A 12,408-nucleotide genomic window follows, 5' to 3' on the forward strand; every position below is an offset into this window, starting at 1 on the left:
CGGACGCGCTCGGCGATGTCCAGGACGACCGGGACGGTGCGCAGGGCCTTGGCGAGGCCGCCGGCCCCGGTGGTCTCCTGGCCGACGCAGCCGCATTCCAGCGGCCATGTCTCGTCCTGATTGCGGGCGGCCTGGCCGCCCACCCGCAGCTGGAGCAGGACCGCGTCGGCGCCGGCGACGCCCGCGTCGATGTCCGAGGTGGTGACGATCCGCCCCGGGTGGCCCTGCTTGGCGAAGATCCGCCGGGCGAGGCCGCCGACGAGTTCGAGCCGGTCGGCCGCCGGGTCGACGAGCACGAGCTCCTCGATTGGCAGGGTGTCCCGCAGCCGTGCGAAACCGTCGATCAGTTCAGGTGTGTAGGTGGACCCGCCACCCACTACTGCGAGCTTCATCAATCAGCCCTTTACTCCGGTCAGTGTGACGCCCTCGACGAAGGCCTTCTGTGCAAAGAAGAAAACGATGACGACCGGCACCATCACGAGGAGCGTCGCGGCCATGGTCAGGTTCCAGTTGACGCTGTGGGCGCTCTTGAAGGACTCCAGTCCGTAACTGAGCGTCCAGGAAGCGGGGTTCTGAGCCGCGTAGATCTGCGGGCCGAAGTAGTCGTTCCAGCAGTAGAAGAACTGGAACAGCGCGATGGCGGCGATCCCGGGCTTGGCCATCGGAACGATGATCGTCAGCAGTGTGCGGAGCTCCCCGCAGCCATCGACGCGGGCCGACTCGATGTACTCCTTGGGGATGGTCAGCAGGAACTGCCGCAGCAGGAAGATCGAGTAGGCGTCGCCGAAAGCCATCGGGATGATCAGCGGCCAGAGCGTGCCCGAGAGGTGGAACTGCTGAGCCCACACGAGGTACATGGGGATCACGATGACCTGGGGCGGGAGCATCATCGTGGAGATGACGAGGATCATCAGCCCTCGTCGGCCGCGGAAGCGGAACTTGGCGAGTGCGTAGGCGACCGGGACGGCCGAGCAGACGGTGAAGAGCGTGCCGAGCCCGGCGTACACCAAGGAGTTCTTCCACCAGGTGAGGAAGCCCTCCGTACGGAAGACGGCTGTGTAGTTCTCCCAATGCCAGGAATCGGGCCACAGGTCGCCGCTCATGGCTTGCGCGTCGCTCATCACCGACGTCAGGAACACGAAGACGAACGGCAGGACGAACAGCAGCGCGATGGCCAGGGCCACGCTGTGGACGGCGATCCAGTTCAGCACGCGTTTGCGGCGGGCGCGCACGGCTTCGGGGCCCTGCGCGGGTGAGGTGGACGGGGCCCTGGCAGCGGCCGGGGCTTCGACGGTCGTAGCGGTCATCGGAATCAGTCCTCCGCCGAGAGCAGGCCCGAGCGCTTACGCATGAGCAGCATGGTCACGGCCATCGCGATGGCGAACAGCACGAGCGACAGAACGCACGCCGCGCCGGTGTTGAAGTTCTGGAAGCCCATCGAGTAGACGAGCTGGGGGACGGTGAGGGTCGAGTGGTCCGGGTAACCCGGCTGGATGACCGAGCCCGGGCCGATCGAGACCCCGGAGGCGAGCTTCCCGGCCACCAGGGCCTGCGTGTAGTACTGCATCGTCTGGACGACACCCGTGACCACCGCGAACATCACGATCGGTGTGATCGACGGCCAGGTGACATAACGGAACCTGGCCCACGCTCCCGCACCGTCGAGCTCGGCGGCCTCGTACTGCTCCTTCGGCACGTCCAGCAGGGCCGCCATGAAGATCACCATCAGGTCGCCGATGCCCCAGAGCGAGAGCATGACCAGGGAAGGCTTGGCCCAGTTCGGGTCGTTGAACCAGTTCGGACCGTCGATCCCGATGGCCGAGAGGATGCCGTTGACCGGCCCGGTCGCCGGGTTGAGGAGGAAGACGAAGGCGACGGTCGCTGCGACCGGAGGCGCCAGATAGGGGAGGTAGAAGGCCGTACGGAAGAAGCCCGGGCCTGTCTTGATCTTCGTGATCAGCATACCGAGCGTCAGCCCGAAGACCACCCGCAGCGCCACCATGATCACGACCAGCCAGAGGGTGTTCCACAGGGCGGGTCCGAACAACGGCATCTGTTCGAAGACGTAGGTCCAGTTCCGCAGGCCGACGAAGGTCGGCGCCTGGATCTGGTTGTAGTGCATGAACGAGAAGTAGACGGTGGCGATCAGCGGATAGGCGAAGAAGACGCTGAACCCGATCAGCCACGGGGAGAGGAAGCCGAGCGTTCGCAGTCTGCGCCGCGCCGGCATGGAAAGGGTGAGGGCCATGGTGTGGTGCTCCCGCATCGGTCAGCTCTTCGACTGAAGGGTGTCTGCGTCGATCTGTGCGTCGAGCTCGCGCAGCCCCTTGTGCAGGTCAGGGATCCGTCCCGCCTCGGCGGAGTAGGAGAAGTCCTGCAGCGACGTGATGTACATGCCACCGGTGGTGGACTGCGGCATGGCTTGGCTGTACTTGTTCTGCGCGATGTCGATGAACGTCTTGAACGTCGGGTCGGCGTCCAGGTCGGGCGACTTCAGCGCCGCGTAGGTCGAGGGCACGTTGTGGATCGCGTTGGCGAAGTCCACCACCTGCCGGGTGTCCGTCGTCAGGAACTTGACCAGCTCCCAGGCCGCGTTCTGGTGCTTGCTGCTGTGGCCGATGCCGGTGACCGTGCCGGTCAGATAGCCACGCCCGTACGTGTCCGCCTGCTCGTCGGGCACCGGGAGCGGGGCCACGCCCCAGTCGAAGCCGGCCTTGGCCTCGTTCAGCATCAGACCGCGCCACTCGCCGTCGAGGTGCATGGCGAGCTTCCCGGTGAGGAAGGCGTTCTGCGCGGACGACTCGTCACCGAACGAGGTGCGGAACTTCTCCAGGGCGCCGTAACCGCCCTGCGCATCCGCCAGCTGGCCGGCGACTCGGTAGAAGTCGGTCGTCGCCTTCTGCCCGGCGAGGACGGAGTGGCCCTCCTTGTCGAAGTACGTGGGGCCCCACTGGCTGAACAGACGGTCCGGGCTGTTCTGGTACAGCCGGAAGTTGGGCATGAAGCCGACCCGCTCGTACGACCCCTTGCCGGAGCGCACGGTCAGCTTCTTCGCGTCGACGACGAACTCCGACATGGTCCTTGGCGGACGGGCGATGCCCGCCTCCCGGAACGCGTCCTTGTTGTAGTACATGCCGAACGCGTCCGCGAGCAGCGGGAGCGCGCACTGATTGCCCTCGAAACTCGTGTACTGCAGAAGGCTCCTGGGGAAGACCTTCGTCTTGTCGACGCCGGACTTGTGCAGGAACGGATCGAGGTCCGCCCACATCCCGGATTCGCAGTACTGGCCCACGTTGTTGGTGGTGAACGAGGTGATCACGTCGGGTGCGCTGTCGCCACCGGCCCGCAGGGCCTGGTTGATCGTGGCGTCGGTGACGTTGCCGGTCGCCTGAACGTGGATGTTCGGGTGGAGCTTCTCGAAGCGCGCGACCGAATCGTTGATCGCCTTCACTTCGCCGGGCGACGACCAGCCGTGCCAGAACTTCAGTGTGACGGGGGCGGTCACGTCGTCGTCGGCACTGCCGACTCCGGGGTTGGCACAGCCGGACAGCAGCAGTCCGGCTGTGGCAAGTGCCGCGGACACGCACGTGCGCATGCGCCATCGCTTCATGGCGGCTTCCTTTGCGGTGGTCTCCCCCACTGGGGAGTACGGAACAGGGGCGGGGGATCAGGCGGAGGTGTCGAAGACGGTGTGGCGTGCCCGGGTGAGGGCGCGGCGCAGAGCGCCGATCAGGATGGGGTCGCCGTCCAGGTCGCTGATGCGGAGCTCGGGTCGAGGAAGCGCGAGGCCGGTCATCTCCTGCTCCACCAGGGCACGGAGTGATTCGCCGCCGGCTTGGGCGACGCTGCCCGACAGCACGACGAGGTCGGGGTCGACCACGGCGACGACCGAGGCCAGGCCGGCGGCCAGCCGTCGGGCCAGCTCCTTGCGTACGGAGTCGTCGGCGAGCGCCTCCTCCAGCGAGGCGGTGCCGCCGGCGAGCCGGCGTACGGCGGCCGCGGCGACGAGGCTCTGGAAGCCGCCGCCGGCGTCCCGGCCGGTCCCCTCTGCTTCCTCGCGGGCGAGAGGTGCGCCGGGCAGGGGCATGTAGCCGATCTCGCCCGCTCCCCCGGTCGCACCGCGCAACAGCGTCCCTCCCAGCACGATGGCGGCGCCGACGCCCTCGTCGATCCAGACCAGCACGTAGTTGTCCCGGTCCTGGGCGGCGCCGTCGTACTGCTCGGCGAGCGCGGCAAGGTTGACGTCGTTCTCGATGTCCACCTGGGTGCCCAGCACCTCGGCGAGTTCGCCGCTCAGGGTGCGGGAGTGCCAGCCGGGCAGGTGGGGGGCGTAGCGGAGCTGTCCGCTGCGGGGGTCGATGGCTCCCGGCGTGCCGATGACGGCGGCCGAGACGTCGTCATGGCCGAGCCCGGCCCGGCGGAGCGCTCCGTCGACGGCCTCGGCGACGAGCTGGGCGGTGCGGTGACGCACGTCCTCGGCTACGGCGCTGGCCGCGATGTGACAGCGGCCGACCTCACGTCCGGCGATGTCGGCGACGATCGCCGTGATGCCGGTGGGGCCTGCGGAGAGGGCGGCGACATACCCGGCGGAGGGATCGACCTCGTAGAGCAGTGCATTCGGACCGGGGCCACCGGTCTGCGCCCCGACCGCCCTGGTCAGCCCTGCGCTCTGCAGACGCTCCAGCATCTGCGAAATGGTCGCCTTGGAGAGTCCGGTGAGTTCGCCGATGCGCGCCCGGGTCAGGGCTCCGTGCGCCACGAGGAGGTCCAGGGTCGCGCGGTCGTTCATCGCACGCATGGTGCGCGGGGTGCCCGGGGTTCCCCTCACCGGAGCGGCCATGGAGTGACTCCTCGTTGAATAGTTAGGACACTTTCCGATCTATTGCAGGAATGTAGGTCCGGCCGGCTAGGGCGTCAAGGGGTGTCCACGCAGGAGAAGGCGAGGAAATTCCGGGAGAAATGCGGTCAAGTGAGTGCACGCCTCACGCTCCCGGCCCGGCGGATCCGCCGGGCCGGTCCGCACCAGAGCCTCAGTCCTGAGCTTCCCCACCGGTCCAGCCGGATGAGAGCCTCCCTGGAGCGGGCACGACGCCACGACATGCTGGTGTCCTACGAGATGCGGGACGAGCCGCTGACTGCCTCACACGGAGCCCCGGTGCGCCGTCACCGCCGCCCCCCTCTACCTACCGGTGCCGGCCGAACTTGTCGGCCGCCGGAGGCTGTTGGTCACCCTGCACGAGTGGTCGGGCGTCGCCATACCCGTCCCGCTCCTGACCGGCCTGATCTCCCGAGCGTTCCGTGCCGATCTCAGCCGCCTCAACCGATTCGGCCCGCACGATCGCGGCTGGGTGCGTGCAGCCGTTCGTCGACGGTCTCGTACAGCGGCGAAATTCAATGCCAGTCAGACGTTGCACGCGAACAACCGGGCGATGGTGAAGCGGGGAGCCAGGGACCGGCCGGTGTCCACCAACATCCGTCAGGACAACCCTCAAGGTGCCTGATCGCACCCTTCACCTGATGCGCCATCGGGCAGATGCCAACCCGAACACGCGCCCCGCGAGCCCGACGACCTCGGCCAGGTCGGCTGAATCACGTATCCAGCAAGGTCGTCACCATCAGCCGCAACGTGACCGCCAGCCGTTCTCCCTCTCCCGTCTCCAGGAGTTGCAGAATGGGCTCACTTCCCAGGGTCGACAACAGAACGTGTGCCACCAACTCGGCATCCAGCGAGGGGCGCAGCTCGGCAAGCAACATGCTGAGGTGGCCGTGCCAGAAGCGGTAGACAGGATGACCGTCGTCCGCCTTGGGGCGTTGGGTGGTGGTGGCGTGACCGAGGGCCGCGAGCAGGCCCTTGTTGCGGGCCACCACGTCCACGATGCCGTCGAGGAACGCGAAAAGGCGCGACCGTGGGTCGGCGTCGGGACCCAGCGGGGGCGGGCCGGAGACCACGGCGTCGTGCAGGGCCAGGGCGCGGTCCTGGATCAAGGCGTCCATGAGGCCCGCGCGGCTGCCGAAGCGGTGGAACACGGTGCCCTTACCGACGCCCGCTGCCGCGGCGACTCGTTCCATGGAGATCTCTTCCGGGCGGTACACGGCCAGGAGTTCCTCGGTAACGCGCAGGATCGCGCGGCGATTGCGGGCCGCGTCGGCGCGCTCGCGTCGGACTTCCGCCATCGAGAAACCTCCGAGACAACTGGACCGGCGGTCCAGTACGCTCACAAATTGACTGCCAGTCCACTTTAGCCGGGATCGAGGGGCCATCATGCGGCGTGTCCGCTACCACGAGTACGGGGGACCTGAGGTCCTGCAGGTCGAGGAGACCGAGGTGCCGGTTCCTGGCCAGGGTCAGGTGCTCGTCAAGACGGAGGCGGTCGGTGCCAACTTCGTCGACACCAAGTACCGGCAGGGGCCAAAGGCGGGGGAGATCTTCCAGCGGCCGCTGCCGGGCAAGCTGACCGGTGACGTGGTCGGCACCGTCGAGGCTGTCGGTGAGGGTGTCGAGGGATTCGCGGTCGGAGAACGAATTGCGGCCCTCGCGGTGGAGGACGCCTACGCCGACTACGTGCTCGCCACGGCGCAGTGGATCGTCAAGGTGGACGAGCGTATCGACAACGGTTCGGCCACCATGCTGCCGATGGGCGCGCCGGTCGCGTTGCGCGCGCTGCGGACGGGCAACTTCGCCCCCGGTGAGTCGGTACTGGTGCACTCGGCGGCCGGAGGCATCGGGCACCTCGCCGTGCAGATCGCGAAGCTGCTCGGAGCCGGCACGGTGGTCGCCACCGCCGGCTCGGCCGCCAAGCTGGAGTTCGCCCGCGGGCACGGCGCCGACGTCGCGGTGAACTACACCGAGGAGAACTGGACCGACCAGGTGCGCGCGGCGGTGCCGGGCGGGGTCGACGTCGTGCTCGACGCGGTCGGTGGCGACATCCTGCAGCGCAGCTTCGAGGTGCTGGCGCCGTACGGCCGGGCCGTGACCTACGGTGCGGCCGGCGGTGACCTGATCTCCGTACCGGTCACGAGCATCTTCGCGCTGAAGTCCCTGGCGGGCTTCAACCTCACGGCATGGCGGATGGCCAGGCCCGAGCAGGCACGCGCGGAAATGGACGAGCTCGCCGGCTACTTCGCCGCAGGCAGACTCACCACCTCCGTGCACGCCACCGTGCCGCTCGCCGAGGCGGCCGAGGCGCACCGGCTGCTCGACAACAGGGCCGCGCTGGGCCGGGTTCTACTGGTCCCGTAACGCCTCGGCTCGGCCTCGTACGCGCGTCAGCTCTCGCCCAGGCCCTGCGGCTCGACGACGCTGGCGGCCAGGGCGCTCCGGACGCCCGTGCAGCCGTGGGGAAGGGGGCAGGCCGGGCTCGTGGTGGTCCGGAGGGGAAAGGCAAGTTCCTCGGCCGTTCAGGTGGGCGCTTGGTGCGGCCGGACATCACTCCTGCAGTGACGACAGACGCCGCTCTACCCGAGGAATGACAGACGGACCTGCCGATCCGCATTGTCGACGTTCGTGTCCACCAGACACACCGACTGCCACGTCCCCAACTCCAGCCGCCCCCCGATCACCGGCAGCGTCGCGTGCGGCGGGACGAAAGCGGGGAGTACGTGGTCGCGGCCGTGGCCCGGGCTGCCGTGGCGGTGTTGCCAGCGGTCGTCCGCGGGGAGCAGGGCGTGCAGGGCCGACAGGAGGTCGTCGTCGCTGCCCGCGCCGGTCTCCAGGACGGCGATGCCGGCGGTCGCGTGGGGGACGAAGATGTTGAGCAGGCCGTCGCGGCCCGCGGCCGTCCGGGTGAGGAACTGTTCGCAGTCGGACGTCAGGTCGGTGACGGTCTCCGTCGTACCTGTGGTGATGTGCAGGACGCTGGTGGTGAAGGCAGAGGACATGGGCTCATTGTCCTGCCCGCGCAGCGGGATTGCTCGTCCGCTTGCCGAGACGACCGGTGTCGGCCCCGGCCCGGGGCCGGCGGGGAGGGCGGCGACGGATCCTGCGCGGGAAGATCCACGCTGCCGATGCGGTTGGTAGAAGCGTGAACAATGCCGGGGTGCACTCAGTGGATGTCGTGGTGATCGGCGCCGGACAGGCAGGGCTGTCCAGCGCCTACCATCTGCGTCGCAGCGGGCGGGAGCCGGACCGCGATTTCGTGGTCCTCGACCACGCCCCGCGTCCCGGCGGCGCCTGGCAGTTCCGCTGGCCCTCGTTGACGTACGGCAAGGTGCACGGCATGCACGCCCTGCCCGGCATGGAGCTGACGGGCGCCGACGACAGCCGGCCCTCGTCCGAGGTGATCGGTGCGTACTTCGACACGTACGAACGCACCTTCGACCTGCGGGTGCACCGGCCCGTGGAGGTCGGCGCGGTGCGGGAGGGCGGGGGCGGGAGACTGCTCGTCGAGACGTCCGAGGGTACGTACTCGACGCGGGCGCTGATCAATGCCACGGGGACCTGGGACCGGCCGTTCTGGCCGCGCTCCCCGGGTCAGGAGACTTTCCGTGGAAGGCAGTTGCACACGGCGAACTACCCGGGGCCTGACAAGTTCGCCGGGCAGCGGGTGGTCGTCGTGGGTGGTGGGGCCTCCGGGACCCAGCATCTGATGGAGATCGCCGAGGTGGCGGCGGCCACCTTCTGGGTGACGCGCCGACCGCCGGTGTTCCGGGAGGGTCCGTTCGGGGCCGACCAGGGCCGGGCGGCCGTGGCCATGGTGGAGGAGCGGGTGCGGCGCGGGCTGCCGCCGCAGAGTGTCGTGAGCGTCACCGGGCTACCGCTCACCGATGCGGTACGGCGTGCCCGCGAGTCGGGGGTGCTCGACCGGCTGCCCATGTTCGACCGGATCACTCCGGACGGCGTGGCATGGAACGACGGTCGCACCGTAGAGGCGGACGTCATCCTCTGGGCGACCGGTTTCCGGGCCGCCGTCGACCACCTCGCCCCGCTGAAGCTCCGTGAGCCCGGCGGCGGGATCCGGGTCGAGGGGACACAGGCCGCGCGCGACGAGCGCGTCCATCTCGTCGGGTACGGGCCGTCCGCCAGCACCATCGGCGCCAACCGGGCCGGACGCGCCGCCGTGCGCGGCATCAGCCGGCTGCTGGAGCGCGTCGGGCCGCCTGCCGCGGAACGGACGGCCTCCGTGCCCGTGTGAGGGGCCGCTCAGGCGTGTCGCTCAGCCGTTGGCCGCCTCGCGGCGGTTGCGGTTGAACTCGGCCACGTTGCGCTGCTGCTCCGCGTAGTCGTCGGTGAATCGGGTGTCGCCGGGTGCGACCGTGACGAAGTACAGCCAGGGGCCGGAGGTGGGGCCGATCGCCGCCACCATCGCCTGTTCCCCGGGGTTGCCGATGGGGGTGGGCGGAAGTCCCTTGTGGGCGTAGCTGTTGTACGGGCTGTCGATCTTCGTGTCACCCGTGGTGGTGTCCAGTGTGCTGCGGTTCATCGCGTAGTTGAGCGTGGAGTCCATCTGGAGCGGCATGCCGCGGTCGAGCCGGTTGTGGACGACGCGGGCCACCTTGCCCATGTCGGACCGGGTGTCCGCCTCGGCCTGGACGATGGCCGCGATGATCACGGTCTGGTAGACCGTGACGTTGTTGCGCTGGGCACCCGCCGTGATGTGGTCCGAGCCGAACCGGCTCAGCGCGGTGTCGACCATGTAGCGCAGCAGGCCCTTCGGGGTCGTGGCGGACGTGACCGGGTACGTCGCAGGGAAGAGGTAACCCTCGGGGTTGCCCTTCGCCTCGGCCGGAAGCGGCAGGTCTGCCGTGGCGACGGCCTTCTCCGTGGTGCCGGCGGGCTCGTCGAGGGCCTGGTCGGCGGCCGCGTACACCTGCGAGGCCCGCCACCCCTCCGGGATGACCAGTGTGCGGGGCTGTTCGCTCGTCGGCTCCCTGGTCAGCAGCGGTACGAGCACGGCGGCGGCCACCGCGAGGACGACGACGGCGCCGATGACCAGCGTCAGACGGCCGCGACGCGTGGGGCGGATCCTGCGGCGAGGAGGGGTGTCCGGGGACTCGTTCACCATGCGGGAACGCTATCCCGCGCCGCTCCGGCCGTCGGTAACCCGTCCGCGGCGACACGCGGTGCACACCACGCGACGTGAACACACGAACAGGGGATCGGGTGTTCGCCGGAACGCGTGATCGTATCGGCATTCGTCTCTCAGCTACCCACCGCCGGTTGATGATTGCAGGGCGCAGGCAACGGGCTGCAGCCCGCGACCGCGCCGTCCCGGAGATTCACCATGCGCAAGGAGAAACACCCGGTGAACCTGATCACCAACCTGCACGGACGCCTCGATGAGTCCGCCGCCCGCCCGCGCGGTGTGGTGCGTGAGCGCGTTGCGCAGCGCCGGGCCGTCATCGAGTGCGGCCGGCAGATCGGGGGCCAGGGCGAAGAAGTGCAACGAGAGCACGTCGTCGTGGTCATTCGCCCAGGCGTCGTCGCCGACAGGCCGGAATCCGGGGAGTTCGACCCCGAGGAGAGCTCTCATGGCCGGGGATCATGCCCTACCGCGCCCCTGCTCCGCGCAGAGGGGCCGGGTGCACGAGACCCGGAACCGATCAGCTCGCCACGGGGGCGAGCCGGGTGTCGTCCCTGCGGACCAGGGCCGCGTACCGTCCGTCATGTCGCAGCAGTTCCTCGTGACTGCCGCGTTCCGCGGTGCGGCCGCCGTCGAGGACGACGATCTGATCGGCATCGCGCACGGTGGAGAGCCGGTGGGCGATGGTGATCGTCGTACGTCCGGCCGAGAGTGCGTCGATCGCCTCCTGTACGGCGAACTCGGTACGGGTGTCGAGGGCGCTCGTCGCCTCGTCGAGGATCAGCACCGGCGGGTCGCGCAGGATGGTGCGGGCAATGGCCAGGCGCTGTTTCTCCCCGCCCGAGAATCGATAGCCCCGTTCACCGACGAGGGTGTCGTACCCATCGGGCAGCGAGGCGATGTGGTCGTGGATCTGTGCGGCTCGGGCCGCCGCCTCGATCTCCTCGTCGGTCGCCTCCGGCTTGGCGAAGCGCAGGTTCTCGGCGACCGAGGCGTGGAAGAGGTACGTCTCCTGGGAGACCACGCCGACCGCCCTGGCCAGGGTGTCGAAGTCCAGGTCTCGCACATCCACCCCGTCCAGCGTGACCCGGCCGCCGGTGACGTCGTAGAGCCTCGGCACCAGATAGCTGAGCGTGGACTTGCCGGAACCGGTGGGACCGACGACGGCCAGGGAGGTACCGGCGGGAACGGTCACATCGACGCCGCTGAGGGTCGGGCCGCTCTTCTCGTCGTAACTGAAGTCGACGTTCTCGAAGCGGATCTCACCGCGGATCCTCTCCAGCCGTACCGGCTTCTCCGGCTCGGTGATGTCCACCGTGAGGTCGAGGTATTCGAAGATGCGCTGGAACAGGGCGAGGGACGTCTGCATCTGCACCCCGGTCGAGAGCAGGCTCACGGCGGGTCGGAAGAGGCCCTGCTGGAGCGAGACGAAGGCCACGAGCGTCCCGATCGAGACATCCGGACCACCGGACTGCAGGGCGATACCGGCGGCCCAGTAGATGACGGCCGGCATGGCGGCCATCACGATGCCGATCGTCGACATCCGCCAGCGCCCGGCCATGCTGGAGCGCACTTCCAGGTCGACCAGACGCTCGGACTCCTCGGCGAAGCCCTTGGTGAGCGAGTCCGAGCGACCCATCGTGCGGCCGAGCAGGATGCCGCTGACGGAGAGCGATTCGGTGACGGTCGCCGCCATGGCGGCCATCTGCTTCTGGCGCTGGGTGGTGATCTTCTTCCGCTCACGGCCGACCCGGCGGCTGATCCAGACGAAGACGGGCAGCAGGAGCAGCGAGACGCCGGTGAGCCGCCAGTCGAGTGCCAGCATCGCCACGATCGTGGCGATGACCGCGGTGAGGTTGGAGACCAGTGAGGTCGCCGTCGAGGTGACGGTGGCCTGCATGCCGCCGATGTCGTTGGCGATCCGGGACTGAACCTCGCCCGTGCGGGTTCTGGTGAAGAACGCGAGCGGCATCCGCTGGAGCTGCGTGTAGACGGCGGTGCGCAGGTCGTGCATGACCCGCTGGCCGACCGTGGTGGAGATGAGGGTCTGCAGCACACCGAAGACGCTGTTCATCACCGCGGTGAGGATCATGCCGAGGGCGAGCAGGGAGAGCAACCCGGTCCGCCCCTGCGGGATGGCGGTGTCCAGGATCTCCCGCAGCAGGAACGGGGAGGCGACCGACACGAGCGACGAGGCGCCGACGAGCAGGCCGACCACCGCGAGGCGGCCGCGGTAGGGGCGGAACAGGCGGAGGATGCGGCGCAGCTCGGCGGGCGGCTGGCCGGCGTCCCGGGGTGGGGGTGTCCACGTGGGTCCGTCGGGTTTCATGGGCTCCTTCGTCAGGCGTGCGGCAAGGTGAGGGGCGGGCGCCCGTGAAGCGTGCGCGTC

At 69.1% G+C, this 12,408-nt stretch carries 10 protein-coding genes and 3 pseudogenes; 3 read left to right on the forward strand and 10 right to left on the reverse strand.

All coding sequences use genetic code 11. The annotated features are described in order from the left end of the window. From ABZ434_RS12175 to ABZ434_RS12195, 5 genes and pseudogenes are all read right to left on the reverse strand, one after another. Positions 1–392: pseudogene (locus ABZ434_RS12175) on the reverse strand (6-phospho-beta-glucosidase); the annotation flags it as partial. A 3-nt stretch (positions 393–395) separates the two neighbouring features. Beyond that, positions 396–1,307 (reverse strand): carbohydrate ABC transporter permease, encoded by a 912-nt coding sequence (locus ABZ434_RS12180; protein ID WP_359134585.1) that lies wholly within the window; start codon positions 1,305–1,307, stop codon positions 396–398. Between the two features lie 5 nt (positions 1,308–1,312). Next, positions 1,313–2,266 carry a sugar ABC transporter permease gene (locus tag ABZ434_RS12185; protein WP_359134587.1) on the reverse strand — a complete coding sequence of 318 codons (954 nt, stop codon included), beginning with the start codon at positions 2,264–2,266 and terminating at the stop codon, positions 1,313–1,315. 3 nt (positions 2,267–2,269) lie between these two features. After that, positions 2,270–3,610: an extracellular solute-binding protein gene (locus ABZ434_RS12190; RefSeq protein WP_359134589.1), complete on the reverse strand. Its 1,341-nt coding sequence runs from the start codon at positions 3,608–3,610 to the stop codon at positions 2,270–2,272. A gap of 57 nt (positions 3,611–3,667) precedes the next feature. After that, the gene (locus ABZ434_RS12195) at positions 3,668–4,840 is read right to left on the reverse strand and encodes an ROK family transcriptional regulator (protein ID WP_359134591.1); all 1,173 of its coding nucleotides are present in this window, start codon (positions 4,838–4,840) and stop codon (positions 3,668–3,670) included. A 295-nt stretch (positions 4,841–5,135) separates the two neighbouring features. Here ABZ434_RS12195 and ABZ434_RS12200 point away from each other — a divergent pair. Beyond that, a pseudogene (locus tag ABZ434_RS12200) lies at positions 5,136–5,417 on the forward strand (formate dehydrogenase); the annotation flags it as partial. Positions 5,418–5,589: 172 nt separating this feature from the next. On the opposite strand, the gene ABZ434_RS12205 reads toward ABZ434_RS12200, so the two are convergent. Then, positions 5,590–6,174: a TetR/AcrR family transcriptional regulator gene (locus ABZ434_RS12205; protein ID WP_359134593.1), complete on the reverse strand. Its 585-nt coding sequence runs from the start codon at positions 6,172–6,174 to the stop codon at positions 5,590–5,592. A gap of 88 nt (positions 6,175–6,262) precedes the next feature. On the opposite strand from ABZ434_RS12205, the gene ABZ434_RS12210 reads away from it, so the two are divergent. Continuing rightward, positions 6,263–7,240 carry a zinc-binding dehydrogenase gene (locus ABZ434_RS12210; RefSeq protein WP_359134595.1) on the forward strand — a complete coding sequence of 326 codons (978 nt, stop codon included), beginning with the start codon at positions 6,263–6,265 and terminating at the stop codon, positions 7,238–7,240. A gap of 215 nt (positions 7,241–7,455) precedes the next feature. On the opposite strand, the gene ABZ434_RS12215 is transcribed toward ABZ434_RS12210, so the two are convergent. Next, positions 7,456–7,878, reverse strand: a complete 423-nt coding sequence (locus tag ABZ434_RS12215) for a YjbQ family protein (RefSeq protein ID WP_359134597.1) — start codon at positions 7,876–7,878, stop codon at positions 7,456–7,458. Between the two features lie 158 nt (positions 7,879–8,036). Between ABZ434_RS12215 and ABZ434_RS12220 the strand changes: the two genes are divergently transcribed. After that, the gene (locus ABZ434_RS12220) at positions 8,037–9,131 is read left to right on the forward strand and encodes an NAD(P)-binding domain-containing protein (RefSeq protein WP_359134599.1); all 1,095 of its coding nucleotides are present in this window, start codon (positions 8,037–8,039) and stop codon (positions 9,129–9,131) included. Between the two features lie 21 nt (positions 9,132–9,152). On the opposite strand, the gene mltG is transcribed toward ABZ434_RS12220, so the two are convergent. The 3 genes and pseudogenes from mltG to ABZ434_RS12235 all read right to left on the reverse strand — a co-directional run bounded on the left by mltG (position 9,153) and on the right by ABZ434_RS12235 (position 12,348). Next, positions 9,153–10,001, reverse strand: coding sequence for an endolytic transglycosylase MltG (mltG, locus tag ABZ434_RS12225; protein ID WP_359134600.1), 849 nt, complete (start codon positions 9,999–10,001; stop codon positions 9,153–9,155). Positions 10,002–10,262: 261 nt separating this feature from the next. Further along, positions 10,263–10,469 (reverse strand): annotated as a pseudogene (locus tag ABZ434_RS12230) (hypothetical protein); the annotation flags it as partial. Between the two features lie 70 nt (positions 10,470–10,539). Further along, the gene (locus ABZ434_RS12235) at positions 10,540–12,348 is read right to left on the reverse strand and encodes an ABC transporter ATP-binding protein (protein ID WP_359134602.1); all 1,809 of its coding nucleotides are present in this window, start codon (positions 12,346–12,348) and stop codon (positions 10,540–10,542) included. Positions 12,349–12,408 lie beyond the last annotated feature (60 nt).

Source organism: Streptomyces sp. NPDC005761, assembly GCF_040630635.1.
GTDB lineage: Bacteria > Actinomycetota > Actinomycetes > Streptomycetales > Streptomycetaceae > Streptomyces.

What these genes read in the sequence shown, in the direction of transcription:
- ABZ434_RS12205 (WP_359134593.1), bottom strand. Translation starts at nt 6,174, where the DNA reads ATGGCGGAAGTCCGACGCGAGCGCGCCGACGCGGCCCGCAATCGCCGC.
- ABZ434_RS12180 (WP_359134585.1), bottom strand. Translation starts at nt 1,307, where the DNA reads ATGACCGCTACGACCGTCGAAGCCCCGGCCGCTGCCAGGGCCCCGTCC.
- ABZ434_RS12190 (WP_359134589.1), bottom strand. Translation starts at nt 3,610, where the DNA reads ATGAAGCGATGGCGCATGCGCACGTGCGTGTCCGCGGCACTTGCCACA.
- ABZ434_RS12185 (WP_359134587.1), bottom strand. Translation starts at nt 2,266, where the DNA reads ATGCGGGAGCACCACACCATGGCCCTCACCCTTTCCATGCCGGCGCGG.
- mltG (WP_359134600.1), bottom strand. Translation starts at nt 10,001, where the DNA reads ATGGTGAACGAGTCCCCGGACACCCCTCCTCGCCGCAGGATCCGCCCC.
- ABZ434_RS12215 (WP_359134597.1), bottom strand. Translation starts at nt 7,878, where the DNA reads ATGTCCTCTGCCTTCACCACCAGCGTCCTGCACATCACCACAGGTACG.
- ABZ434_RS12195 (WP_359134591.1), bottom strand. Translation starts at nt 4,840, where the DNA reads ATGGCCGCTCCGGTGAGGGGAACCCCGGGCACCCCGCGCACCATGCGT.
- ABZ434_RS12210 (WP_359134595.1), top strand. Translation starts at nt 6,263, where the DNA reads ATGCGGCGTGTCCGCTACCACGAGTACGGGGGACCTGAGGTCCTGCAG.
- ABZ434_RS12235 (WP_359134602.1), bottom strand. Translation starts at nt 12,348, where the DNA reads ATGAAACCCGACGGACCCACGTGGACACCCCCACCCCGGGACGCCGGC.